This window comes from Streptomyces sp. NPDC058257 (assembly GCF_042881845.1).
In the GTDB taxonomy this organism is placed as follows: domain Bacteria; phylum Actinomycetota; class Actinomycetes; order Streptomycetales; family Streptomycetaceae; genus Streptomyces.
The window spans coordinates 43,173-69,415 of the sequence record NZ_JBHVXJ010000001.1 but is presented as its reverse complement, the minus strand read 5'-3'; the positions used below and the strand labels follow the sequence as shown (position 1 = coordinate 69,415).

The 26,243-nt window shown below is 68.5% G+C and carries 13 protein-coding genes, 1 tRNA gene and 1 pseudogene; 7 read left to right on the top strand and 8 right to left on the bottom strand.

The genetic code is table 11. The features are described 5' to 3' along the window. Positions 1 to 117 precede the first annotated feature (117 nt). The 3 genes from ACFVXC_RS00285 to ACFVXC_RS00275 form a co-directional block, all read right to left on the bottom strand. Positions 118 to 4,230 (bottom strand): Eco57I restriction-modification methylase domain-containing protein, encoded by a 4,113-nt coding sequence (locus ACFVXC_RS00285; protein WP_389900169.1) that lies wholly within the window; start codon positions 4,228 to 4,230, stop codon positions 118 to 120. After that, positions 4,230 to 7,220, bottom strand: coding sequence for a DEAD/DEAH box helicase (locus ACFVXC_RS00280; RefSeq protein WP_389900167.1), 2,991 nt, complete (start codon positions 7,218 to 7,220; stop codon positions 4,230 to 4,232). Before ACFVXC_RS00280 ends, ACFVXC_RS00285 begins: the two co-directional genes overlap by 1 nt. 92 nt (positions 7,221 to 7,312) lie before the next feature. Beyond that, positions 7,313 to 13,630: a protein kinase gene (locus ACFVXC_RS00275; RefSeq protein ID WP_389901504.1), complete on the bottom strand. Its 6,318-nt coding sequence runs from the start codon at positions 13,628 to 13,630 to the stop codon at positions 7,313 to 7,315. 454 nt (positions 13,631 to 14,084) lie between these two features. On the opposite strand from ACFVXC_RS00275, the pseudogene ACFVXC_RS00270 reads away from it, so the two are divergent. The 3 genes and pseudogenes from ACFVXC_RS00270 (at position 14,085) to ACFVXC_RS00260 (ending at position 15,973) form a co-directional block, all read left to right on the top strand. Further along, a pseudogene (locus tag ACFVXC_RS00270) lies at positions 14,085 to 15,114 on the top strand (integrase core domain-containing protein). Positions 15,115 to 15,248: 134 nt separating this feature from the next. Next, positions 15,249 to 15,704: a response regulator transcription factor gene (locus ACFVXC_RS00265; RefSeq protein WP_389900165.1), complete on the top strand. Its 456-nt coding sequence runs from the start codon at positions 15,249 to 15,251 to the stop codon at positions 15,702 to 15,704. Further along, a complete protein-coding gene (locus ACFVXC_RS00260) occupies positions 15,659 to 15,973 on the top strand; it encodes a response regulator transcription factor (RefSeq protein ID WP_389900163.1) in 315 nt (104 codons plus the stop codon). Before ACFVXC_RS00265 ends, ACFVXC_RS00260 begins: the two co-directional genes overlap by 46 nt. Positions 15,974 to 16,079: 106 nt before the next feature. On the opposite strand, the gene ACFVXC_RS00255 is transcribed toward ACFVXC_RS00260, so the two are convergent. From ACFVXC_RS00255 to ACFVXC_RS00245, 3 genes are read right to left on the bottom strand one after another with little or no spacing between them, the layout of a single operon-like run. Further along, positions 16,080 to 16,382 carry a hypothetical protein gene (locus ACFVXC_RS00255; protein ID WP_389900161.1) on the bottom strand — a complete coding sequence of 101 codons (303 nt, stop codon included), beginning with the start codon at positions 16,380 to 16,382 and terminating at the stop codon, positions 16,080 to 16,082. Positions 16,383 to 16,424: 42 nt separating this feature from the next. Then, positions 16,425 to 16,715: a hypothetical protein gene (locus ACFVXC_RS00250; RefSeq protein WP_389900159.1), complete on the bottom strand. Its 291-nt coding sequence runs from the start codon at positions 16,713 to 16,715 to the stop codon at positions 16,425 to 16,427. A 10-nt stretch (positions 16,716 to 16,725) separates the two neighbouring features. Beyond that, positions 16,726 to 20,919 carry a ricin-type beta-trefoil lectin domain protein gene (locus ACFVXC_RS00245; RefSeq protein ID WP_389901503.1) on the bottom strand — a complete coding sequence of 1,398 codons (4,194 nt, stop codon included), beginning with the start codon at positions 20,917 to 20,919 and terminating at the stop codon, positions 16,726 to 16,728. 1,239 nt (positions 20,920 to 22,158) lie between these two features. Here ACFVXC_RS00245 and ACFVXC_RS00240 point away from each other — a divergent pair. Then, positions 22,159 to 22,248 (top strand) — tRNA-Pro (locus ACFVXC_RS00240). A 102-nt stretch (positions 22,249 to 22,350) separates the two neighbouring features. On the opposite strand, the gene ACFVXC_RS00235 is transcribed toward ACFVXC_RS00240, so the two are convergent. After that, positions 22,351 to 23,073 (bottom strand): integrase core domain-containing protein, encoded by a 723-nt coding sequence (locus ACFVXC_RS00235; protein WP_389900157.1) that lies wholly within the window; start codon positions 23,071 to 23,073, stop codon positions 22,351 to 22,353. Positions 23,074 to 23,436: 363 nt separating this feature from the next. Here ACFVXC_RS00235 and ACFVXC_RS00230 point away from each other — a divergent pair, with 363 nt between their 5' ends. Then, a complete protein-coding gene (locus ACFVXC_RS00230) occupies positions 23,437 to 24,588 on the top strand; it encodes a hypothetical protein (protein WP_389900155.1) in 1,152 nt (383 codons plus the stop codon). Positions 24,589 to 24,597: 9 nt separating this feature from the next. Then, a complete protein-coding gene (locus tag ACFVXC_RS00225) occupies positions 24,598 to 25,155 on the top strand; it encodes a hypothetical protein (protein WP_389900153.1) in 558 nt (185 codons plus the stop codon). Positions 25,156 to 25,494: 339 nt separating this feature from the next. Here ACFVXC_RS00225 and ACFVXC_RS00220 read toward each other — a convergent pair whose 3' ends face one another. Further along, positions 25,495 to 25,725 (bottom strand): integrase core domain-containing protein, encoded by a 231-nt coding sequence (locus tag ACFVXC_RS00220; RefSeq protein ID WP_389900151.1) that lies wholly within the window; start codon positions 25,723 to 25,725, stop codon positions 25,495 to 25,497. On the opposite strand from ACFVXC_RS00220, the gene ACFVXC_RS00215 reads away from it, so the two are divergent. Next, on the top strand, positions 25,718 to 26,170 hold the full coding sequence (locus ACFVXC_RS00215) for a hypothetical protein (protein WP_389900150.1): 453 nt from the start codon (positions 25,718 to 25,720) through the stop codon (positions 26,168 to 26,170). The genes ACFVXC_RS00220 and ACFVXC_RS00215 overlap by 8 nt on opposite strands. The last annotated feature ends 73 nt before the right edge of the window (positions 26,171 to 26,243 follow it).

The following is a 26,243-nucleotide window of genomic DNA, read 5'->3' as shown; positions in this document are numbered from 1 at the left end:
CTGGCGGCGTGGGCCGCGCCGGGTGGGGACTATGCGTGGGGGTCGCGACGGCGCGGTTTTCGGTCGTGGGGCGCCGCCCGCTGTTCAGCGGACGGCGCCCCTCGCGTTGTCCGGACGTCAGTCGTCCTGGCGGGCCGGGTGGCGCGGGCCCTGCCCCGGGGGCGGGGTGAGCGTGGACCGGTACGTGCCGGAGTCGCTCTCGTCGAGCGGAGTCTCCAGGGTGAGGCCGGCGGCGGCCATGCGGTCGTACTCGGCGAGGATCAGATCCTTGGTGCGGTAGGTGCCGTGGGCCGCTTCGTCCTTGCGCTTCACGATGGGGAACGTGTCGAGGATGTAGGACACGTCGTCGCGGGTGATGCCGTAGAGGTGGAAGAAGAGGGCGTCGAGTTCGGCGCGGATTCGCTCGCGTCGTTCGGGATCCCAGCGGAATGGAGTGCTTTCGTCGCTCAGGTCGCGAGCGAAATCCCTCATGTCGTGAGCCGTGTAGGTCAGTTCTAGTGTTCTGCGGATGATGAAATCTTCGTGACGTTGCAGATCTGCCGGTGTTGGTGTGGGGATCTGCTCTGTTGTGCTCTGTGGGAGACTGGGTTGAGTGAGGTTATTGCGCAAAGTGTAGTCGTAAATGAATGCGTTGAAGGTGGCCACTAGTTGTGCCAGATGCTTACTATCCGGACCGAATGACAAGATCCATCCGTAGGAAGTTGCCCCCCAGGGGAGCAAGGATGCGATAGCTGTGCGTTCGTCCGTGTTTCGGGTTACTCGACGGTGCCCAAGCAGTGCAGTTTGGCACAAGGCGGGGTATCGAGAAAGCCGCCTCTCGGTCTCCCTTTCAGGCGCCCAATATTGAGGGGACGGCATGAAGTGCGGGTTCTGGAGATCTTCGAGTGTAGCTGTGTGTAGGCCGGAAGAATCCGCATAGCGATGCGTGAACTGATGGCCCATTCGTCCCTCATGGAGCGGAAGCATCTTCCCTGCAGCATGAGCGTATTTAGATTCGCCAAACTCCTGCTCTTCCGTTTCGAGTTCTTCCTGGGTGGAGAACAGGCCGGAATCGTCAGTCATATCGAAGATTCGCCGGAGCCGGACCCCCCACGTGTTGCCGTTATTGCTGCCGTGTGCATTCAAGATTGGGAAGCGGCGATAGATGGATGCAGTGAGCTCGGCGTCTCGGCGGCTTCGGAAGATGGGCAATGTGCCTGTGTTGGGGTTGATGAGCGCCAGGTCCTCCGGCTTCAGCGCGAACACACGCTCCGGGTCCTCGATGGCCGTGACGTCGGACAGGAAGAAGCCGACGCGGCTGGCGTCGGCTTGCGTGGCGCGGCCGGTGAGGGAGAGCAGGCAGAACTTGTAGCTGGAGTGCACGCCTTCGAACCATGCGCCGCCCTTCGGCAGCGTCGGTGACTTAGGCCGCTTGTTCTCGAAGTCAAACAGTGATGTCAGAACCCTCCGTCGGGTGAAATCCGCGAACAGGTACTGGGAGCCCGCACCGGTTGCGATCGCAGTCGGTAGAACCAGACCGAACCGCCCCTCGGGGGCGACCACGTTCGCCATTCGCTCGGCGAACAAAGTGTCCGTCTGGAGGGAGTTGACCCCCTTGACGGTCAACCCTTTGGCGCACAACGGGAACACGCCCGAGTTCCCCGCAAAGTGGAACACTCCCTTGACTGCCCGCCGTGCCTCCCGGTACCGCCGCCCGGCCTCCGGGTGCTCCTCTTCCCACTCCGTGATCCGAGTCCGCCGGGCCTGGCCCGCGATCTCTGCGATCTCGGGTGCGACCACGCTGAAGTACTTCTTGTCCTCGAAGTCGACCTTGTCCCACGGCGGGTTGCCCACCATGCACGAGAAACCACCGGCCCACCCCGTCGCCGGATCGACCGTGTCCGTGCCCGCACCCGTCGCCGCCGTGTCACCGTCCTCCGGGACCATAAAAACCTCAGGGAACTCCAGGTGCCAGTGGAAGAACGTGTACTGGTCGCGGAGGCGGACGATCTCGTCGTGCGTCGACTTCGGCGCGGCGTCGTCGTCCGGGTCCTCCAGGGCCCGGAACACCTTGTGGGTGATGGCCGGAGGCGTGTCCTCGCGCTTGACCCACACGAAGGCGGCGCACCACGCGTCCGCGAGGTGCAGAGCGCGCAGGTAGTCGGTGGAGGTCGCCCAGTCGCGGTAGGCGGCCTCCTTGCGGCGCACGTCGGCGAGGCTGTCCGCGGGTGCGGAGGTGATCCGACGCAGGCCGCTCGCGAAGGTGGCGTTCGCGACCTTGGCCTCTGTCTCGATCTCGAACAGGCCGCCCTGACCCCGGCGTTCCTCCGTGTTGCGGGCGAGAAGCTGGCGCGCCCATCCCTCGTCATCACCCTCGGCCTTCTTGAAGGCCTTGTCCTGGATGCCGTCGCGCATCAGGGACGGGGTGGCCCCGATCAGGCCGTTGCCGTGCTTGATCCGGGAGTCGAGGAAGCCGAGCGGACGGCCCGGCTCCATGGCCTCCAGCCACAAGGAGACCTTGGCGAGCTCGACCGCCATCGGGTTGAGGTCGACGCCGTAGATGCAGCGGGCGACGACCTCGTGCAGGGCGCGTCGTACGGCGTCCGTGGTCGGCTCGGGGTTGCGGTCACGGACGGCGGCCACCCGCTTGGCGATGCGGCGGGCGGCCCCCACCAGGAAGTGGCCGGAGCCGCAGGCCGGGTCGCAGACCGTGAGGGAGAGGAGCTCCTCGACGATGGTGTTCGCGGGGTCCGGGCGGCCCTCGGCACTCGCTCGCTGCTCGCCGCGCTTGACGGCGTCGTCGACCACCGGGTTGAGCGTGGAGTCCAGGAGGGTTTCGGTGAGCGCGGACGGGGTGTAGTAACTGCCGGTCTTCTTACGGTCGTTGCCGATACGGTCGACCAGTTCGAAGGTGCGGTTGATGGCGCTGTGCTTCGGCACCATTTCGAGCAGTGCCTCGTAGACCGAGCCGAGTTCCTCGGCTCCCATGTGCAGGTAGTCGACCGGGCGCCAGCGGTGGGAGCCGGCGTCCCGTACCCGGGCCAGGTGCTTGACCGCCTCGAAAAGGTGGCGGTTGGACAGCCGGGCGCCGTGCAGCGGCTCGTCGGCGAGGGTGTCGTTGAAGAGGCCGCCGAGCCCCTTCAGGCCCAGCTCGGGGCGGCCCCGCTCGGAGCCGAGCGCCTCGATCAGCAGCTCCAGGACGCGGTACTGGTCGTCGTGGGCGGTGCCGAGCCGACGCAGGGCGTGACGGCGCAGACGGGCCGTCGAGAAATAGCGGGCGAAACGGTCCTGCGTCTGCTCGTCCGCGCCGGGGTCGAGCAGCGCGCCCCGGTCCTCCGCGACGTACAGGAAGATCATGCGGTAGACGAGGCGGAGCAGTGCCGTGTAGAAGGTGTGGACGTCGAGGTTCTCGCGGAGCTTGACGTTCTGCGGGTGGCTCAAAAATCCCGTGCCGAGGACCGTGAGCGCCTCCTGGACGCCGTCCCGGAAGTGTTCGAGCGCCCTGCTGCCAGACTCGATGGCGACCGTCCGCCACTTCTCCAGCCAGCACCCGGACGCCGCCGCCCCCTCCGCCACCTCGAACCGCGACGCGTGCAGCACGCAGTACAACAGCACGAACTCGCTGAACAGTTCGCCGTCGAAGATCGCCTCCAGGTCGAACTCGACGTACGCGGCCGTCGCGAACGACGACGAGTCGCGCAGCAGCCGCAGTGCCCGCCCGTTGGTGAGGACCGCCCACAGATGGGCCTCGGTCCGGTTGAGGCAGTCCTGGACGAGGGACTGCGGCGGCACCTGCCCGGCCGCCGGCCGCTTGTCCGGTTCCTGGTTCCAGGGGATCAGGTGGAGCAGCGCGGGCCCGTGCCGGTGGGAGATACGGAAACGGGTCTCTGTATCGGAGTCGGCGAGGATGCCTTCCGGGCCGACCTCCGTCAGCGCCCCGAAGTCCAGCTTGCGGAAGAGCTGGGAGAGCCAGTCGGAGGAGGCCCGGCCGGTCGGGTCGGCGGCGGGCGCGCCGGTCACCGGATCGGCGGGCAGCGCGGCGCGCAGTTCGCGCCAGAGCGGCTTGAGGTACTCCCAGGCACGCTCGGCCTCATCGCGGACGGTGACCGAGCCCGGCAGCCCGTAGTCCGCGGACTTGGTGCCCGGCAGGTTCCGTGCCTCGGCGATGCGGACGAGCATGTCGCCGGGGAGCAGCCCGCCGACGGTGGTGACGGCGGTGAAGACCGGTGCGGTGCGGGTGGCGGCGGACATCAGGCTTCGGCTCCGGTCACGGTAGAGGAGGAAGAAGGAGAGGCGGATACGGCGGCGGGCTGCTGCGGCAGATACACGTACACACCGAGGACGTCGGAGGGCTCCTGCGGGACGACCTTCAGGCCGCGGACGATCTCGGCACGGTCGCTGGTGTCGGCCTTCCGTACCCGGCGGTGCGAGGCGTCGAGGTCGGCGGCGAGTGTGACGCCGTATTCCGCGATGTGGTCGGTCAGTTCAGGCAGACCGTCCAGGGTGCGGGTGATCTGGTTGCGGGCCAGCTGCTCGTGGGTGTTCGTGGTGGCCCGTGCCCCGAGGAGCGCCGCGGCCGCGTCGTCGTCGAGCCAGCGAGCCCGGGACGGCAGGCCCTCGAAGGCGAGCAGCCGGGCGTCCTCGGCGACGATCTGCCGCTCCCCGGTACGGGACGGCAGCGTCAGGTGGAAGCGGTAGCGAACCAGGAGCAGGGTGGTGCGGATGGTGACCGCGTCCGTGGTGACGACGCCGCAGCGGCGGGCCGGGCGCGGGCCCGGAGTGTTCGCGTCGAGAGCCGAGTCGAGGACGTACGAGGCGAGCGCGCCGACCGCCGGGTCGGTGCGGACCAGGGCCGCCTCGCCGCGCCCGATCGCCGGGGAGGTGCGGAACGGGATCTCCCGGTCCTCCTCCACGATCCGTCCGCCGAGGACCGCCGCGAGACCGTCGCGCACACCGGCCGGAGTACCACCGACCTGCGCGGCGAAGTCGCCGGAGCCGTCGCGGCCAGTGGGTGTCGCAGTGCGGACCTGGGCGTCCAGGTCGCGCAGTGCCTCCAGGACGAAGTCACGGACCTCCTCGGAGCCGCCGAGCGCGGCCCGTACGGCGGTGACCTCGCGGGCCACCTCCTCCGGGTGGATCGCCCGCTGCGCGTACTTCGAACGGGAGGTCTGCTCGCGCTCGGCGGCCGAGTTCCACTCCCGTTCGATACGGTCGAAGGACTCCTGGTGCCCGTCGCCGAGTTCGAAGAGCCCCTCCTGGGTGCCCTGCCTGCCGTGCAGCAGTAGCCATTCGACGACCGCGTCGGTGACGCCCGAGGCTGTCTCGTCCGGGACGGAGACCGAGATGCCGAGGTCCTTCTTGATCTGCCGGTGCTTGGCGAAGAGGACTTCGAGGACCTTGCCGTCGATGCCGTTGTCCTCACCGAACATGGTGATCACACGGACCTGGTCGCGCTTCTGCCCGTACCGGTCGACGCGGCCCTCCCGCTGGTCGTGCCGGGTCGGATTCCAGGCCAGGTCGTAGTGGATCACCGCGTCGAAGGCGTGCTGGAGGTTGACGCCCTCGGAGAGGCAGTCGGTGGCGATCAGGACCCGGCGGACGGCCGGGTCGTCGGCGTCCTCGGCGGCCAGCTTCTCGATGCGTTCTAGGCGCTGCTGCGGGGAGAGCGTGCCGGTGACGGCCGCGATCCGCGTCTTCGCCCCCAGTTTCTTCTCCAGGTGCGTCGCCAGATATTCGGCGGTGGGGATGTAGCGGCAGAAGACGATCGGGCTGTAGTCGTCCGCGATCAGCGACTTGAGGTGCTTGGTCAGGTCCTTGAGCTTGGCGTCGGACGTCGGACCGTGCAACTCGGCCGCACGCGCGGCGAGTTCACGCAGCCGCGGGTCGCCCTGTTCGCTCTCCGCCGCGCCCGGCGCGACGTCCATGCCCTCCAGCCGGTCACTGTCCGAGGAGTCACGGGTCAGCGGGGCGCCGAGGGCGTCCGCCTCGACGGCGGTCCGGGCGGCGGCGGACTCGGAGCGGGTTTTCAGGGTGCTGGCCGCGGCGGCCGGCGAGGACACCATCGACCGGAGCAGCGCGATCACCGACCACCAGGCGATCCGGGCCTCCCGCTTGCCCTGCAGCCCGGCGGTCTCCACCCGGTCCGCGGCGTAGGCGATGGCGTCATCGAGCAGTGCCCGGTAGGCGGGGGTCAGCTTGTACGGTTCGTCCTTGGTCCACCGGTCGGAGGGGAACGCGGTCCGCTCGACGAGTGAGTCGTCGGCGAGACCGTCCTCCTTGGTGAGGTACTGGCGTACGTCGGCCCGCTTACGGGCGACGAAGTGCTCGGCGAGACGGGCCCGGCCCGCCGGGCTCTCCAGATCGACCGTGGCCAGATCCGGCCGGACCAGACCGAGCAGATTGCGGAACGCGGACTCCTTGCCGGAGTGCGGGGTGGCGGTCAGCAGCAGCAGATGCCGGTCCTCGTCCGCGGCGACGCGCTTCATCAGTTCGAAGCGGAGCTGACTGGTGGACGAGGTGGCCGGACCCTGCGCGTCGTCGGCCGCGACGCAGGTGTGGGCCTCGTCGACCACCACCAGGTCCGGACAGTGCCGTACGAAGTCCTCGCGGTGCCGGGTCGACTTGATGAAGTCCGTCGAGATGATGGTGAAAGGGTGCCGGTCGAAGAGTGACTGCCCCAGTTCCAGGCCGCGTTCCAGACGCGACACGGTGGACGCGAGGACCAGCTCGGCGTCGATGCCGAACTTCTCTCGCAGCTCTCCCTGCCACTGCTCGGCGAGCGAGGGGGAGCAGAGCACCGCGAGGCGGCTCGCCTCGCCCTGCGCGAGGAGCTCCTTGACGATCAGACCGGCCTCGACGGTCTTGCCGATGCCGACGTCGTCCGAGATCAGCAGTCGCACCGTGCGCTGCCGCAGCGCCATGAGCAGCGGCACCAGCTGGTAGGCGCGCGGCTCCACGGCGATCGACGCCAGCGCGCGGAAGGGTCCGGCCCCGGAACGGAAACCGATCCGCAGCGCGGTCCGCAGCAGGCCGGCCGCCCGCTGGTCACCCAGGTCGGACGGGCTCGGCGCCGCGAACTGGGCAGGCCGCACCTCCTCGAAGGAGGGAAAGACCGCCGCGACGTCGTCCTCGCCGCCGCCCAGCGGGCGCAGCACCAGCATGCCGGAGGCGCTCTCGGGGAGCACCACCCATTCCCGGCCGCGGGCGTTCACCAGCGAACCGGCCGTGTACGTGGGGCTCATGGGTCTCTCGGTTCCTTCGGGGGCGGCGGGGTGGAGTGGTCGAGGTGGGACCGGGGCGGTGAGCGTAAGGATCGATGGGGAGAACGTAACGGTCAACGGGTCTGGAAATACGTCGCGTTGTCGTCCGCCACGGCGTCCCAGTCGGATCCGGCCCGGAAACGCAGCACGTCCCAGCCGGCCTCCTCCAGGCGGTAGCCGGCCTCGCGGTCCCGGGTGGAATTGGCACCGTGGTCGGGAAGGTCGACGAAGACCGCGAGACGGGCACCGTCCATACGGAACACCAGATCCGGCTTGGCGGCGGCCTCAGGAACTAGGACGTCGACCTCGTCCGGCAGCCGGTAGCCCTTGGCCTTCAGCCAGCCGAGGAGATCACCCGAGGCGATCAGGGCTTCGAGGTCGGCCTCCAGTGGAGTGGGCGCGGCGGGGCCGTCGCTGCCGGTCCGGGCGGGGCCGCCGGACTCGGTCGCGGCGGGTGCCGCCAGTCGTTGGAACTGCTCGCTCCGGGATTCGCCCCGGTCCTCGCGTTCGGTCTGCGAGCCCGCGAGGCGCAACAGCAGCGGGCGGGCCGCGTGGCGGCTCAGCTGACGGTGGTGGGTCTGGTTGCCGTACGTCAGGAGACAGGCGTAGCAGCCGCGGGCGCACTCCTCGCCCCCCTCGGGACCGCCCAGGTCCTCGCCGGTGTCCGGGTCGAAGTGGCAGATCTCCAGGGCGGCGCGGGCCGCCTTCGCCAGCGCCCCTCGCTCCTGTCGCAGCCGGCGCAGCACACCGGCTCCGCCCTCCGCGGCCTCGGTGAAGAGCAACCGACGGCGCGGTCCCTCGGGCGGCGGCAGGAGTTCGGCCGTCAGCTCGGAGTCCTCCAGCTCGAAGGCGGCCTCGATGCCCCGCTCCAGGGCGTACAGGACGGAGAACGCGATCGGCTCCGGCAGCGGCTCGTCCAGCGTCGCCACCAGGATGTTCCGCCGGTCCTCCACGTACGGCAGGACCCGCTTCCGGCGGCGCTTCTCGTTGCCGTCCTCGTCGACCACCGGCATCCCGGTGCCCTCCACGGCGTCCGCCGCGGCCCGGTCGTTGAGCCAGCGGCCGTCGCCCAGGTCCAGCCAGTAGCCGTCCTGCACGTCCTCCTTGTCGCGGACCCGGCCCAGGTTGGTGATCCGGACCGTGGCCGAATCGCCGTAGTCGAGGGCGAGGACGGCGGCACCTTCTCCGTCCGTCACCTGCGAGGTGAGACGGCCCTTGCGGACCCCGTGGTCCTGGAAGGCGTACGAGGTTTCCAGCCGGAAACCGGCCCGGCGCCGCTCCTCCTCGTCGGAAGAGATCCGCTCGCGGGGGGTGGTGTACACGGTGTGGAGATGGATCAGGCCGGTGCGCTTCCCGGTCAGCTCCGTACCGCACATCGCGCAGCGGTCGAGGCCGGGACGGACCGGGTGGTGGTAACCGCAGGTGTCGCAGCGGCGTGCCTCCGCCGTCGCCAGATCGCCGGAGGCGTCCGGCGGCAGCTGGATCCGGGTCACCTGGTAGCGGGCGCCCTCGTGGTAGATCAGCGCACCCGGACCGAACTCGCGGATCGCCAGGAACCGCGGCCGCTGGAGATAGTCGCCGTCGGCGTTGCGCCGGTTGCCCGAACGCGGGATGTACGCGGCCAGCGGCAGGCGCGGGAAGCTGTAGCCGGGGAGGAAGCCCTCGGAGGCCAGATAGCGGTAGGGGTTGAAGTCGCTCATCACCGACTTGTTGTCGGTGGAGCGGTTGAGCAGCAGATTGGTCTGCGTCTCGGCCTCCCGGCGGCGGGTACGGGCACGGCCCTGCTCGCCCTGGCTGAGCGTGTGGTCCACTACCCGCTTGTTCTGCTCGTACTGGTCGAGCACGGCGGCCCGGAACAGCTCACGCCACCGGTCGAAGGACTCGTCGAACCTGTCCGCGGCCCGCTCGATACGGTCCTCGATCCACTCGTCGTACCACCAGGTCGTGTCCTGGAAGTCCGAGATCAGCGGCGCGAGCACGCTGTGCGCGGCGGTGACCGCGCGGCGCCGGGCCCCCTCGTCGAGCGACCTGTCACGGATGTGTGTGTGCAGCGGCAGCACCATCCGCGGATCGGGCCGGTCCCCGCTCTCCGGGTCGTACGCCACGTCGACGATGTCAGGTACGGCCGTACCGAGCTTCATCTCGGTCTCCGCCAGCCAGATGCTCTGGACGTGCGAGCGGACCAGGTCCTCGTTGGCGAGATCGAGGCGGGGCGGCGCGACCTGGCCGGAGACCATCGCCTCCGAGCGGCGGAAGTAGTACTGGTCATGGCTGTTGCCCGTCGCGCAGTACGTGGTCACCAGCGCCGGCTGCCCCGAACGGCCCGCACGGCCGGAACGCTGGGCGTAGTTGGCCGGTGTCGGCGGCACGTTGCGCATCATCACCGCGTTGAGCGAGGAGATGTCGACGCCCAGCTCCATCGTCGGCGAGCAGTAGAGCAGCGGCAGTTCGGCCGTGCGGAACTCCTCCTCGCGCAGCAGCCGGTCCTCCGGCGGCACCTGCGCGGTGTGCTCGCGGGCGTAGAGCCCCGCCAGCTCGGTTGCGGCGTCGCGGTACAGATCGCGGAAGAAGGGGTTGACGCGCGGCCCCTCGCCGTGGCTGTAGGTGCGGGTCAGCGGGTCGATCGCCCCCGTCTCCCCGGTACCGGCCCGCCACACGATCGCGGCGGCCGACACCCGGTACCCGGTGCGCTTCTCCGCCGCGCGCCGGCGGAACGCTGGCCCCGAACGCTCCGGGGTCGCCTCCACCTCGCGCACCAGGTCGGCGTCGCGGAGCACGGTGAGCAGGGTCTCGATCACCCCCTGCACATCGTCCTGCGGGGCCTCGCGCAGTGCGGGGACGTTCCGGCGCAGATACTTGCCGAACTTGCCGCGCGGCGAGAGGAACAGGGCGGTGCGCTCCATACCGGGCTTGGAACCGTACGGGTAGGCCGTGCCGACATTCGGCTTGTCGCTTTCGCTGAGGACCCAGGCGCCGGTCAGCCGCTCCTCGCTGGCGCCCTTCAACGCGTCGAAGTCGTCCCGGAAGTACTGCACATCGATGGCCAGGCCCCGGCGCAGGAAGTCCAGGAGGGTGCGGGCGATCTCGGCACGCAGCTCCGCGTCGATCTCCCGGAGCACCGGGTGCGCCGGTTCCCAGCGCTCGGCGCGGGCGGCCACCCACTCCAGGTCCTCGTAGTCGATGCGCAGCAGGCCCGTCTGCTCCAGGTTGGGCATGGTGATCCGCCAGCCGCGCTCCAGGTCGCGGTAGAGGCGGTAGCCGACGACATCCCGGAAGGTCTTCGTCGCCCGGCGCTCCATGGACGGCGGCTGGTCGGCGACACCGGTGTACTCGCGCGGTGCAAGGCCCATCACCTCCGTCACCGCCGCCGTCAGGTCGTCGTGGCGCACCCCCTCCTCACCGGAGCGCACGACCGCCGCGTACAGCGCCCCGCGCAACTGGGTGACCTGCGCGAAGTCGTTGAAGTGGCCGGCCTGCAGCGAGGCGTCCTGACGGTTGTCGACGAAGGTGAGGAGCTTGCGGGCCTCCTTGTCGAGGCTCTTCTCCGGCACCGCGCGCAGCGACTTGAGGATGGAGGCCGAGATCAGGGAGGTGGCCGAGGAGCGGCCCTCCTGGTCGAGCGTCGCCAGCTTGGCGAAGTCACGGCCGCGGGTCTGCTCGTACGACACCTGGCAGTGCACACAGAACAGGAACGGAGCCGGGACGAACGCTGCCTCAAGACCCTTGCCGCTCTCGGTGCTCTCCGTGCCGAGGGGGTCGACGACGACGCGCTTGGGCACCCGCTCCCGGTAGGTCTTCTTCACCACCGTCAGACCGTTCGCGTCCTGCTCCAGCCAGGACTCCGGAATCCGCCGGTCGTCCACGGCCCGCTGTGGATCGGCGGGCCAGACGTAGTCCTCGTCCGGCACCCCGACGTACAGACAGCCCTCGCCCTCGCGGCCGCCGGAGGCCAAGGTGCCACGCCGGGGCTCGTAACGGAAGACGCCGTCACGGCCCTCGGTGCGCCAGACCGTGAGGTACTCCTGACCGCACTCCCGGCAGAACGACAACGGGTACAGCGGCATGCCGCCGCTGCCCGGCTGCTCCAGCTGGAAAGTGCGGGTCAGCGGGCGGGTGAGCGGGTTCTCCAGGGTCGTGTACACGGTGTCGCCCTTGGAGAGGAACTGGTGCAGGCGGAAGGCGAAGAGGGGCCGCTCGGTCACCGGGTGCTTGGCCTGGGAACCGGCCTCCAGGGTGGCGCGGATCGCCTCCCGGACCTGGTCGGCGGGGACCCCGGAGCCGGTGGACAGTTCCTCGGCGGCCGACTCGATGGTGCGCGGCGCGCAGCGGCGCAGCCGCCCGGTATCCGGCTCGTCTTCAAGGCCGAACCGGGACTCCACCCAGCGGGCGAGAGGGTCCCGGGTGAGTGCCTCGTACGCGCGGGGCGCCGCGGGCATCCGCAGCCGCTCGGGGGGAACGGCCGCCGGGGGCTGGTCGGTGGCCCGGACCAGCGTCTCGCCGATCACCCGGGTGGGCAGCACCGTGGTGCCGAAGAGCCGGCCCGCGACCCGGGCGACCTCCCGCCGCTGGTCCTCCCAGGTGCCCTCGGTGGACATGGTCGCCGAGGTGCCGATGCACTGCAGGTTCTGCCCCGCACGGCATGCCTCGCGGACCCTGCGGATCAGCAGCGCGACGTCCGCGCCCTGTCGGCCCCGGTAGGTGTGCAGCTCGTCGAAGACGAGGAACTGCAGGCCTTCGGCGTTCCGGATCAGACCGTCGCGGTCGTCCGGCCGGGTGAGCATCAGCTCCAGCATCACGTAGTTGGTGAGCAGGATGTCCGGCGGATTCCGGCGCAGCTCCTTGCGCCGCTCCTCGTCCTCCTGGCCCGTGTACCGGGCGAAGGTGACCGGTTCGTGGCCCTTCCCGAAGCCGTGCCGCAGGTACTTCTCCAACTCCTTGAGCTGGGAATTGGCCAGCGCGTTCATCGGGTAGACGATGATCGCCCGTACCCGTCGCGGAGTACCCGGAGCGGCCGCGTCCCGCTCCTTCAGCACTTGGTTCACGATCGGCACGATGTAGGAGAGCGACTTGCCGGACCCCGTGCCGGTGGTGAGCACGTACGAGTCGCCTTCCTGGGCCGCTTCGATCGCCTCGCGCTGATGGCGGTGGAAGGTGAGCGGCCGGCCGTCCGGACGGCGGGCGTCCTCCTTCTTGCCGGCCTGGAAGATCTCGGCACAGCGGGGATGCAGCAGGCCGTCCCTGACCAGATCGGTGACCTGGCCGCCGTCGGCGAAGAACGGATTCAGCGAGAGCCAGGGGTCGGGCCACTGCGACTTCGAGGCCAGGTCGTCCTCGACGAAGTTCTCGATCCGGGCGTCACGGATGACGGTGGCGCTCCGCGTGAAGCTCTCGTACTCCTCGATCAGATTCTTGTGGATGCCGAAGACGTCCATGGTCTCCGGCAGGCGGGGTGAACGGCACGGCACCGGGGCCGGCTTCACGGCGGCGGGCTGCGGCAGCCCGGCGCGGAGCCGGGCCACCGGGTCCATCGCCGTCCACTCCGGGGCGAGCAGGTCGACCGTCGCGTCGGGGGCGAGCGCGTGCGGGAGCAGGGCCTCGCGGACCAGGGTGGCGTTCTCCGGCCGGTTCTCCGGTTCCTTCTCCAGGAGCCGGGAGACCAGGCGCACCAGGGCCTGCGGCAGATCGGGCCGGACGATGGTCAGCCGCGGCGGCGGGTCGTACTGGTGCTGCACGGACAGCTCGTAGGCGGTCCGCGCGGAGAACGGGGGGCGGCCGATCAGCATCTCGTAGAGGACGCAGCCGAGCGCATACAGATCGGCCGCGGCGGAGACCGGCTCAGCGCGAAACTGCTCGGGCGCCATGTACCGGGCCGTGCCGACGCTCACTCCGGTGCTGGTCAGCCGTGTCTGGTCGGGGTCGTCGACGATCGAGCCCATGCCGAAGTCGAGGATCTTCACGGTGCCTTCGCGCAGCAGCATCGCGTTGGCCGGCTTCAGGTCGCGGTGGACGACGCCCGCCGTGTGCGCGGCGGCCAGACCGGCCGCGATCTGCGCGCCGATCGCCGCGACCCAGGAGACCGGGAGCTGCGGTTCGTCGTCCATCAGCAGACCCAGGGTATGGCCGTCGAGCAACTCCATCGCCAGATAGGGAAGGCCGCTGCCGTCCGGTCCGTTGTCGACGCCACCGGCGATCAGGTGAGTGAGGTTGGGGTGGCCCTGGGAGAGCATGCGCATGATCTTCACCTCGCGGTGGAAGCGCTGTGTCTCCTTGTTGCCCTCCGCCGTGTCGACCAGCAGGCCGGTGCGGTTGCGCAGCACCGTTTTCACCGCCACCTCATGGTGCGCCGAACCGGGTTTGGCCTGTTCGTCCACGGCCCGGTGCACCTCGCCCATGTTGCCTCGGCCGAGGTCTCCGGTGATCCGGAATCGTCCACCGACCTGCTCAAGGCTCACTGCTGCTCCCCGTCTCGCGTGCGTTGTGGTCGAAGGTGAGTATCCCGTAGGGAGTGTACACCAGGCCGATCCCAGTTCGTACGTGAAGTGCCGTTGACGATGTCAACGCAAGCCTCGTGCGTCGATGGCGGTACTGCAGAAGAGGGGGAGGTTGTGGCGCGTGGACCAATGCGAGGGCAGGGGTGGTCGCACGGTGCGCCGGGGGGTGTGGGTGCCGATTATCCGTCCGGCCAGGTCAGCGGCCTGATGTCCTGTCGAGTCTGTGCGCCGGAATGGCTCGGTTCGGAACCGGTCCGATCGCCGGGTCGTGGCCCGTGGGCGGCATGATTGTCCTGAGCTGCGACTGGCTTACCTTGCGATGACGAACGCCTTCGCCCTCATACGCCTGCTGTCGATGAGCGACCGCGACAAGGACGTGGAAATCCTGGCACTGCGGCACCAGCTCACTGTCCTGAACCGTCAGGTAAGCAAGCCGGTGTTCACTTTGGGCGACCGCACGCTGCTGACTGCGCTCCTGCACCATCTGCCGATGGCGAAGCTGCGTCAACTCCAGTTGTTGGTGCGCCCGTACACGGTTCTGCGCAGGCACCGTGGTCTGCTCAACTGTCGGCATGCCGTGACGTGTGTACCCAAGCGCCCTGGTCGGCTGCGGACCCTGCGCTCGATCCAGGTCCTGGTGTTGCGGTTGGCCCGGGTGAACAGCACGTGGGGCTACCGCAGAATTCACGGGGGACTCGCAGCCCTGGGCATCAGAACCGCCGCTTCCACGGTGTGGGAGATCTTGAGGGCGCACGGCATCGACCCCGCACCGCAGCGGGACCGCACCACCTGGGCCGGTTTCCTGCGTTCCCAGGCCGATGCCCTGCTGGCCTGCGACTTCCTGGAGTCCCGCACCCTGGCTGGCACACGGCTGTACGTCTTCGCCGTGATCGAGCACGCCAACCGGCGTATCCGGATCCTCGGCGCCACCACTGGGCCCACGGCTGACTGGACCACCCAGCTCGCCCGCAACCTCGTCATGGATCTACAGGACGCCGGCAGCAGAGCCACGTTCATGATCCGGGACCGGGACTCGAAGTTCACCGCCGCGTTCGACGCTGTCCTGGCCGACGCCGGGCTTCGGATCGTCCTCAGCGGCATCAAGACACCGCGGATGAACGCGATCATGGAGCGCTGGGTGGGTACCTGCAAGCGTGAAGTCCTGGGCCGGACCCTGATCTGGAACCAGGCCCACCTCCTGCACACACTCCGCGAGTTCGAGCATTTCTACAACGAGCACCGCCCCCACCGCACGCTCCGCAGCGCTGCCCCGCTGTGACTGCTGCCCGATCCAATCGTCGAACGAGCCCGATTGGATCACCTGGGCATCCGTCGGAAGGACCGGCTCGGGGGGAGCGCTCCACGAGTACCAACACGCTGTCTGACCAGGCCGGATGAGAAATCGGCACCCACAGAGCTGGTGCAACACCTCGGGGTGGCTGCGCGGCGCTGGTGGTGCTGTTGCCGACGATCGGGGGCACCATCGCTCTGTTGATCATGGCCGTCCTGTAACGCGCCGATGATCCGAGTCCTGATCGCCGACAACGAGGCGTTGATGCGCACCGGCGTCCGGCTGGTCCTGGAAGACTACGACGAAATCCGTGTTGTGGCCGAGGCGCAGGACACCTGTGAGGCCGTCGACGCCTGCCGGGGCCACACCGTCGACGTGGCCCTCCTCGACATCCGTATGCCCGGGGACGGCATCACCGCCGTCGCCGAGCTCGCCTGCCTGTCGCCCCGCACCCGCGCGGTGATGCTCGCGGCCTTCGGTGAGGAGTCGACCGTCACCAGTGCCTTGCGCGCCGGGGCCCACGGCTACCTCCTCAAGGACACCGGCCCGCACGCGTTCATCGACGCAGTACGCCGCGCCGCCGCCGGGGACCCCGTCCTCGCGTCGCAGGTCACCCGCCAACTCGTCGAGGGGCCCGCATGGGTTACGGCAGCGACGCGGCTGCGGGCCGGATCGCAGCCCTGACACCCGCCGAACGGGACATCCTGCGGCTGCTGGGCACCGGCCTCTCCATCGCCGAGATCGCCGCTCGACTGCAGCTGAGCTCCGGCACGGTCAAGGCCCACATCAGCAGCATCCTCACCCGTACCGACTGCACGAACCGGGTCCAGGCCGCGGTGCTCGCGCAGGACTGCGGTGGGGTGTGCAATGGACTCGCTCCGGAAGACCGGGTGTTTCTAGCCGCTCTGCTGGTGCCATTGCCCCGCAAGGTCCTGCGTCGTTGCGCTTACTGATCCGGCCTGACACTGTGCTGCGCTGGCGCCGCAACTTGAGAAGAACCAGCGCGGCAGTGGGCGCCCCGCGCGAAGCGGGACGCCCACCTCTCAGTGGCTCAGGCCCTCAGGCACGTGCGGGCTCCCCGACGAAATACAGGTAGCCGGCGGAGGCGATCGCGAACTCGGCCGCCGCGATGAGCTTGCGCACCGTGCTGTTCTTCTCCTGCTCCGGGAGGGCATTCAACTCTGCAATGAACCGCCTGAGTTGAAGCTCGTTGAACATGGTGTCGCCGTGGCGGTTCACAGCGCGCAGGATGCTGTCCTGCGGCGCCGACTCGCACAAGGCCAGGAATGTCTCCTTGTGGTCCTCGTAGGTCTTGGCCATGCGGCCGTGTACTTGGTCTTCCACGTAGATGACGAGGGGCATGCGGTACGTCTTCCTCCAGAGTGTCGTTCGGGGTCGGTCCGGTCAGTCCCCGGAGATGAACAAGTAGCCGCGTAGGGCTGCCGCCCGCCGCGCCATGTCGGCCACCTGTCGGGTCGTATCCGTCTTCCGCTCCTCAGGGAGCTGGTCCAGCTCCCGGGCGAGCTGCTCCAGTTGCCGTTCGTTGAACATGGTGTCGCCGACGGAGAAGACGCCGCGCATGACGCTCCCGTCCGCAGAGGCCTGGCACGCCGACAGGAAACTCTCGTTCAGATCGTCGCCGACGTGCTCCACTCGCTCGTGCGCCCCGTTCTCCAGGTAGATGCTGACTGCCACAGGCTTTCCCCTACTCGACGGGTTTCGTGATCGGATACATGCTGCGTACGCTGCCGTACTTGTCCTGTACGACCTTGAACCACGAGGTGGGCTGGCTGCCGGTCACCTGGGAGGTGACTCCGACCAGCGCGCCCGCATTGACGTTGCGTTCATAGAACCCCGCGCCGTTCGGACCAACGGCCTTGGACCGGTAGGACTTCTCGACCAGATCGTCGAGGTCGATGTCGGCGTCGAAGACGCCCTTCTTGGGCTCGATGTGCGCGCCTCCCTCGACATGCTTGCCCCGTACGTAGTCCTCCCCGACGCCGTCCAGCATGGGGGGTACCAGGCACTCGTCGGCCGCGCTCCGCAGCACGGCCGCGCCGCGGACACGACAGGCCTTCAGGGCCTCCTTCGCCCGCTTCCCGATGCCGGAGATCACGTCGGACGAGAGACCGGACGCCTTGACCGCCTTCCAGGCGCCGGACGTCTTGCTCCCCGCCCTGAGTGCCGTGTCGAGGGAGCGGATGGCCTGGACGGCGTCTTCGATCTTCTTGCCGGGGATGAAGTTGGCGGCTGCCCAACCGCATCCGCTGACACTGCCGTGGTAGCAGTCGACGAAGTCCTGGACGAGGATGTCCCAGGCGAGCCTGGCGATCACCTTGACGATGTCCTGGGCGATCTCCAGCTTGGTGAAGTAGCGGGTGACGTCCTTCTTCAGGCCCTTGAAGGTCTGCGAGGCGAGATACACCGTGTCGCGCTTCGGGCAGCTGGACTCGGTCGCGGCGACATCGGGATTGGCGCACAGGTAGAAATCGACGTCGGCGTCGAAGGTGAGGGTGAAGGTCACCGTGCAGCCGGAGAGGCCGATGTCGATGACACAGTCGTTCTTCGCCTTCGGGTCGCCGGTGAGCCTGATGCCGTCGACGACGTAGAAAGTGCCGCCGATTCCCGTGCCCGCTCCGACCGATACCTGCTTGTTGGCCTCCGCCCGCTCGGCCCGGTCCGCGGCGTCCTGCGCGTCGTCGGCGTACTTCTTCGCGTCCTTGGCGTACTGCTCGGCCTCGGTCGCGGCCTCGTCGGCACGGTCGGCCGCGGCGCGCGCGTCCTTGGCGTCCTGTTCGGCCGCGTCCGCCGCGTCCCGGGCCGCCTGCGCGTCGAGGGCGGCCTCGTCGGCGGAGTCGCGGGCGTCCTTGGCATACCCTTCGGCCCGGCCCGCCGCCTTGTCGGCCGCTTCGGCGTCCTCGGTGGCCTGCCTGCCGTACTCGATCGTTCGGGCCAGGGACTGCGCGGCCTTCGTGGCGGCCTTGGAGGCGTCGGCCGAGTAGCCGAGTGCTTCCTTGGCGTAGCCGCGCGCGGTGGCCGCGTATCCGGCGGCGTTGGCGGCGTGCTGGTAGGCCGCCTTCGTGTCGTCCTGTGCCTTGTCGGCGATGGCCTTGGCGGCCTGGGCTTCCTCATCGGCGTTCTTGGCGTGGGCGTCGGCGACGGCCTGTTGCTGCTCGGCGATCGTCTTCGAGCCCTGCCCCGTCAGTACCACCAAGGAAGCGGCGCTGTCGGTGTCGATGTAGGGCGAGCCGATTTGGATCGCGTCGTTGGCCGGTCGGGCCACCTGCAGGGCGGCGTTTCCGGCATCGATGGCGGCCCCGGCGGTGACGTGCGCGTACCCGGCGGCCTTCACCGATGCGGCGAGGGCCTTGGCGGTCTGCTTTTTCGCCTCGTCCGCGTGGGATTTGGCGGTCTTGGCGAGCTCTTCGGCCTTGTCGGCCTCCTTCACGGCCTGGTCGGCCTCGTAGGCGGCGTCCTTGGACGCCTGGATGGCATCGGCGGCGGAGCTGGTGGCTTTCCTGACGGCGGCGTCGGCCTTGAGCTTCGCTGCTTCCGCGTCGTTCGCGTGCGCGCGGGCCCGCTTGGCCGCGGCCTCGGAGCGGGTGGCCGCGGCGTCCGCGTCGGCCGCCGCACGGGTGGCGGCATCGGCCTCGGAGCGCGCGTTCTTCGCCGCGGTCTCCGCCTTGGTGGCGTGCTTGTCCGCCTTGTCGGCCGCCGCGCGGGCGTCGTCGGCCGCGTCTCCCGCGTCCAGGGACTCGGCGTGGGCCTGTTTGGCGTCCGCCTTGGCGCGGGCGCTGTCGGCCTTCTGCTCGGCGTCCCACGCGTCATCGCGCAGGTCGCGCGCCTTGTCGCTGGACTTCTTGGCGTCGTTCCTCTTCGACTCGGCGGTGCCCTCGGCGCTTTCGGCGTCTTCCTTGGCCTTCTTCGCGGTGGCCGCGTGGCCCTGCGCCTTGGTCTTGTGTTCCTTGGCTTCGGCCTGTTTGGCGGCGGCGGTTTCCTTCTCCGCCTTGGCCGTCTTCTCCTCGGCCTCGGCGGCGAGCCGCTTGGCGTGCGCGTCCGCCGCGGCGCTCTTAGCGTCTGCTTCGGCCTTCTCGGTCTCGGCGAGCTTGGCCTCGGCGGTCTCCTTGTCCTCCTTGGCGTTGTCCCGGTGGACCTTCGCCGCGTCCCGGGCGGCCTTGGCCTGCACCTCCGCGGTATGCGCGGCCTCCTTGCGGAACTCCGCCTTGGTCTGCGCCGTCTGGGCCACCGCGCGCTGGGCGATGGTCTGGCTGTCGCCGCCCGAGGCACGGGTGGCGGCCTCGGCGGTGTCGCCGGCCTTGACCATGGCCTCGAGCGCTGCGACCGCTCCGTGTGTGACCTGGGCCTTCTGCTGCCCGACCAGCAATCCACGGCCACGCGGAGCACCACTGCCGTCCGCGACCTGGTAGGCGGCCTGTTCGGCGGTGTCGGAACTGGTGGCTGCCTTCTTCGCCTTGGCGGCCTGCGCCTTGAGGACCTCGAGTTGCTGCTTGGCCTGGATACGCGCCTTCGCCACGCTCGCGGCGGCCTGGGTGAACTGCGCCTTCGGCGGCACGGTCCCGGTGTGGCCGGAGGGCTTGATGTCGAACTGCTGCGGTCCTGAGCCATTGCACGCGTACAGCTGCGAGTTGTAGCCGTTGTCGTACTTGTGCAGGTCCAGGCACTTACCCGTACCGACGTTCTTCAGCGCCGTGGTGGCGCTCAGGTTGTACTCCCACGTCTGCGCCGGACTGCTGTTGCACGTCCAGATCTGGATGCTCGTGCCGTTGGCCGGGTTGTTGTTCTCGACATCGAGGCACTTGCTGGAGTTGGCGTTCTGCAGGTGCAGCCCGGCATCGTCGCCGTAGACCAGCCACTTCTGCGCCGCACTGCCGTTGCAGGTGTAGATCTGCACCGGGGTGCCGTCGGTCTTCCCGGAACTCTGCACGTCAAGGCACTTGCCGCGCGCGGCGTGCACCTCGATGACCGCCGGCTTGTCTCCTATCGTCCCCGCGCCGCCCGGCGACCAGTAGTCCTGCCAGCGGGCCAGGCGATCAGCCGTCCACGAATAGCCGAGCAGCTTGCTGAGCGTCTTGGAACCGTCGGTCAGCGCGGTCGTGGCGTCCTTGTTCGCGTTCAGGATCTGGTTGCGCTGGACCGCCTGGGAGGAAATCTCCTGCTGCCACTCCTTCGCCGCCGTGTCCGAGACCTCGCCAAGGACCTGGTTCGGGTCGACCGCGTCGCGCCACGCGCACGCGGCGAACCGGGTCTTCATGTCCTCGACCGCGATGCGGAATTCCGCCGTGTCCGGCTGCGGCGCCAGCCGGGGAAAGCCCCCGGAGGCAAGGAAGAGGCGGGCGTTGTCCGCGCCCATCGGCTCCAGTGCCTCGTCGGTCAGGTGCTTGAACGCCGCCTGTTCGGCGAGGGCACGCGCACGCTCGTTGGGCGGCAGGCCGGGGTCGGGATCCTGCTGGTAGAGCGGGGTGCCGAGATCCTTGACCGCCTTGGCGGTCTTCTTGTCGGCCGAGGGGGTGCCGTCCTCGTAGAAGTCGGCGTCCTCCTTCCAGAACCGGTCACTGATCCATTTCGTCAGACCGGTCTGGGAGTCGAAGGACTCTCCGTCGTTCCCGGAGGTTCCCGGCGGCCAGTGGAAGCCGGTTTCGGTGAACCCCGCCGGTGTGGTGAGGCCGTCCAGGGGTGTTTTCCACGTCCCGCGGGCGGCGTCGAGGGTATCGCCCTCCTTGCCGTAGGCCTTCCGGTCCGATGTGTACGCCGTCGAGAGCGGAGTGTCCTTCCAGTGTTCCCGGTCGGCTATAGCGTGCAGCCGGTCCGGATCCTGGTTGAGGCCGTCCTGAGCGACGCCCGTCATGGAGGGGCCGCCGAGCCGCAGCACATCCGACATCAGACACTCGTCCTGCCGCAGTTGCTCGGCGGCGGTGCGCTGGGTCCAGTCGTACGCGCTGTCGTCGGCGGCAGCCGCACGTGCTCCGGCGAGCCGGTTCAGCAGATCCGGGTGGACGGCGAGCGTGAGCAGCACCGCCACCGTGGTGAGGAGCAGGACCGTCCGGGCGAGGAGCCCGGACTTGCCCGGTCTTAAGAGCAGGAAACCTGGTGATCTGGAACGCAAGACTGCGTCCCCCTGTCATGAGGAACGCGGCAGGGAGCCACCCGTGAGGTGATCCCGGCATCGGTGGCCGCCGGTTTCCTCCCGCAGCAGCCCTGGCCCCCGGCCGCTGAGCGAATTAGTGAAGGAATAGTGAAGGTCCGTCAGTACGGCGATCACCGTAGGGGTGAGCAATGAGGGGATCAAGGGGGTCGGTTCCCTGCGGCTCGAAAGCGCCTTATGGGGGTTGTGTGCTCAGAGGTGCGCAACTCGCCTGTGGCGAAAGAGAGTTACTTGTGTACTTCCTGTGTGGGCGCGGAGTGGCCTCTGATGCAGAACGACTGAAAGTCGAGATCGCATCCGGACGGGGGCAGTCCGTTGCGTTCGCCTAGATGGTTGAGCTGCTTTGCGGGTTGTCCAGAAAGGTAAAGAGTGTCCAGAATCGGTGGCGTTGAACACCGGCTCGACCCGAAGGGCGTGCCGCGAACGCCGATCTGGACACTCTCCTGATTGCACTGTGTGCCGAGCTGGACGACGGCATCGTCCCTTCGCGCAGGCCGCGTTCGGGGCTCGGTCATCCGATGGCGGTGACCGAAACGGAGCTGGTGTGCCTGGCGGTGGCCCAGGTGCCGCTGCGGTTCAAAGACGAGCGGCGCTCGCTGCGCGCGGTCCCGGCCCAGGTCGGGCATCCCTTCCCGCGGCTGCTGCCGCAAAGCGCGTACAAACCAGTGGCTGCGGGAGGAGGCGGGCGATCTGATGGAGGTGGCCCTGCGCTGGCTGGCGGCGTGGGCCCCCTCCAGCGCGGATGTCGTGCGAATCCGGGATGGCACTCCGGTGCGCTGCGCGGCCTCGCGGGAGACTGCGACAGGTTGATATGCCCGCTTCGTCAAGAAAACCACAGGTGATACTCGCTACCCGGATAGGTTCGAGTCCCAACCGCTCCACTCCATGAAGCCTCTGAGCTGCCACGCAGTTGGTAGGTAGGGGATTGGCCGGTAAAGGGTTCAGCGGCGCTGTACTTCCGCGTACGGCGTCGTACGGGCGCCAATGGGCCTTCAGAACTCCGAACCAGAAGAGCGCACTTGACTGGGGGTCAAGGGGTCGCAGGTTCAAATCCTGTCGTCCCGACGGAAACGTCGCAGGTAGGGGCCATCTTCGGATGGCCCCTACTTCGTGTTTGGGAGCAATTCTGGGAGCGGGGAGCCTGTGGGTGCCCGTAACTCGGCCGCCCTATGCGACCTGGTTGTATTCGTGGATCACGCCGCCGAGTAGATCTCGACGGATGAGCTTGCCGTCTGGGTCGACCGGGTTGGGGAGTGGTCGCAGGGGTGCTGCTTGGTGGAGGGCGCGGTGTGGGCGGTGGGTGTTGAAGTGCGTCTCGTATGCGGCCAGTACGGTGCGCAGGTGTCGTTCGTTGACGATCAGTGTGCGGTCGAGGAGTTCGCGGCGGCATCCGCCGATCCAGCGTTCGATGTACGCGTTGGCTCGCGGGGCCCGGACAGGAGCGAGTAGTACCTGGATGGCGTGGGATGCGAAGACGGCGTCGAAGGAGTCGGTGAACTTCGCATCTCGGTCCCGGATCAGGAATCTGAATCGGTCAGCGCGCTCGTCCATTGCCATGAGGAGGTCACGCGCCTGCTGGACTGCCCAGTTGCCGGTCGGGTGGGCGGTGACGCCCGTCAGGTGCACCCGACGGGTGGAGATCTCCATAACCACCATGCAGTACAGGCGCCGCAGTAACACAGTGTCGCCGTGGAAGAAGTCCATGGCGAGAATCCCGGAGGCCTGGCTGCGCAGGAACTGTGCCCAGGTCAGGCCCGAGCGTTGTGGGGCCGGATCGATCCCGGCCCTCTTCAGGATTGCCCATACTGTCGAAGCGCCGACTGGTCGGCCCAGGCCGGTCAGCTCGCCCGTGATTCTGCGGTATCCCCAGTGCGGGTTCTCCGTGGCCATCCTCAGCACCAGCTCCCGTACGGTGGGCGGGTTCGGTGGGCGGGGTCGGTGGTCGGCCGGGACGTCGGCGTTTGCAGGTCCAGCGGCGCCTGACCAGGTCGGCGTGCCAGCGCAGCAGCGTGCCCGGAGTGATGAACAGGTGCTCTCGCAAGTTCTTGGGCACCAGCCGGACCAGCGCCGCCATCACTGCCCGGTCTGCCCATGAGAGTTGTGGCCGGCCAACCTGACGGCGGAGCACGGTGAGCTGGTGCCGGAGTATGAGTATCTCTGTGTTTTTGGAAGTCTCTGATTGCGCAAGCAACGCAAGCCAGCCCAAGATCTTGAGGAAGGCCAGGTACAGCAGTCGCAAAGCCATGCCCCAGGATGTCGTCATGCTCGGCCTCGACCGCAAGACCCAGGGCAGCAGGGGTAGCCGAGTTTCGGGCACCCACAGGGTTCGCCCCGGGTGTCTCCGGCGGGCCGTTCCTCCGCAACTTCGACGGCAAGCGCGGAGATGTCATCGGCGTCATCGGCGGCTACAAGACCGGCGGCAAGTTCGACAACGTCTCTTACTCCTCACAGTTCGACGCCGACGTCGTACGCCTCTACAACCAGGCCGTGAACGACTACACGCCGGACAAGCCCTCCCAGATCCGGGGTATGGGCGACGCGGGACTCTGGCGCCACGCCACGGCCGCGGCCACCGGCCAGTTCCACACCTCCTCGCAGAAGACGCAGGACGGCGGCCTGGTCGTGAAATGGTCCGACGGGGAAATGACGCTCTACCCCGGCGACCAGTCGCAGGGTTTCTACACCGGCTGCGCCCAGGGCCAGCCATGTGAGACGCGCCTCGCCAAGCCGAACAAGATGTGGGCCGACTACGCCGAGGTGATCACAGCCGGCGACTACACCGGCTCCAACGCGTACGACCTGATGGTCAAGTGGATCGACGGCGAGGTCACGATCTACAAGGACATCGACGAGCACACTCAGCTGCCCACCTCCACCTCCGAACACCCGGCAAACGAGATCACTGTCGTCAAGGCCGGCTCGACGTGGAAGTACGCGAAGGGCATCGCGACAGGCAAGTACGGCGGCAACAAGTGGGCCGACGACCTGGTCGTCCGCTGGGTCGGCGGGGAAGTCACCAAACACACCAACGTCGACGGTGGCGGCTTCCACGCCGAGCGGCAGCTCCTGGCCCCCAACGCCCTGTGGAAACAGCATGCCTCGGTCATCGCTGGCGGAGACTTCGACGGGTCCACCAACTCCGACTTCGACCTCTTCGTGCGCTGGTCGGACGGTGAACTCACCATCTACGAAGACGTCGGCGCGCACGGCCTCGGCAAGGAGAACCAACTGAAGGGCCCGAACGGCACGTGGAAGCACGCCCGGGTGATCGCTCCGGGCGAGTTCGGCGGCAACCTCTGGGAGGACGACGTCTTCGTGCGCTGGTCCGACGGCGAGGTGTCCGTGTACGGCAACACCCAGGCTGACGCGCTGGGCCGCGAGTACCAGCTTGTTCCTCCTGGATAGCGTGATTTCATGCGCATACGTCACACCCTCCCTCTGTCCGCCGCGGTCCTGGCCGTTCTGATGTCCGGCTGCGCGGACGAGCAGGGAGGGAGCGGCTCCAAGGAGGGTGCCGCCGCCTCGACGCAGCCGTCGGTGTCTTCCGGAGGCGCTGGGAGGCCATGGGAGCCGGACGACGCGTTGCGGCGTGCCGAGCAGGCACTCAAGGCCGCCGCTGACGACGGTCGGGAAGCGGAACTCGTCGATTCCGGCACCGCCTACCTGGGGTCGGGCCTGAAGAAGTCCTTCCGCGCGAGCGACGACAAACCGTACCGATTCGAGATCACCTGTGACACGGACGGGGCGGAGGAGCTCGCTCTGACCTTGGCCCGAGGTTCGGACGAGCAGGCCTACGGGGTGGGATGCGGTGACCGCGAGGCGGACCACTTCAACCTCCCGGCGGGCAAGCCGTTCACGGCGCACGTCAAAGCCGAGCGGGCCGGAATGGGACTCATCGCATGGCGCCTGACCACGGTCGCCCCCGGCGATGTGAACGGATGCGACGACGATGTCGACGGGTGCGAGGACTGACCCCCTTTTCGCACCGTCTCCCGTGAGCGGGCCGGCCGCGGGGCCCACGGGCTCACGCGGTCGCCCCGCACACGAGAGACCATCACCATCGAGTTCGACCGATCGGAGGCGCACTGTCGACACGGCAGGCCCGCCTTCGGGAGCGCCGACCTCTGTGTCTGGTGCGGCGGTGCTTCAACAGGTCGCGGTGCCGGCGCAGGGGCGCGGAGTGAGCAGCGTCTTCCCCTGGGTGGCGGAATGCCTCTCCTGCCCAGATGTGTTGGCCGTTCTCCCTGTGGGGTTCCAAAACCGGTGCGTGGGGTTTGGCCTGGTCTTTTCCCGTCTGGTGCCGGCAGCGGGTCACGCTGCTGATTGGTATTCGTTGAGGAGTCCGCCGAGGATTTTGCGGCGGTGGACGTGGCGTGCGGGGAAGGGGAGGGCGTTCGGGTCGTCCGCTGGGGCACGCAGGTTGAGGGCCCGGTGGGCTCGACCAGTGTTGTAGTGCTCGGCGTAGCGGTCGAGGACGCGGCGAAGGTGTTGTTCGTTGTAGACGAGGATGCGGTCGGTGCACTCCGTGCGGACGGTGCGCACGAACCTTTCCGCATACGTGTTCATCCGCGGGGCCTGGGGCGCGGTCTTCACGATCTGGGTGTCGTTCGCGCTGAACGGCGTCGAAGGCGGCGGTGGACTTCGCATCACGATCACGGATGAGGTGTCTGAACCGGCCGGCGTCCTCGCCGAGGATCAGCAGGGGGTTCTTTGCCTGCTGGGTGACCCAGGCACCGGTGGGGTTCGCGGTGACGCCGAGTACATGCACGGTGCGGGTGTGGTCCTCCATGACGAAGAAGACATAGACACGTCGGAGGGTGACGGTGTCGACGTGGAAGAAGTCACAGGCCAGCAGCCCTTCGGCCTGGTTGTGCAGGAACTGGCGCCACGTCTGCTCATCGGCACGCCGGGGCGCGGGCGGGAGTCCGGCGGCACGCAGCGGCCGGTGGATCGTGGAGGCACCGACGCGATGACCGAGACGGTGTAGCTCGCCCTGCATTCTGGTGTAACCCCAGGAGGGACTGTCCCTGGCCAGGCGCAGGATCAGCGCCCGAGCAGGA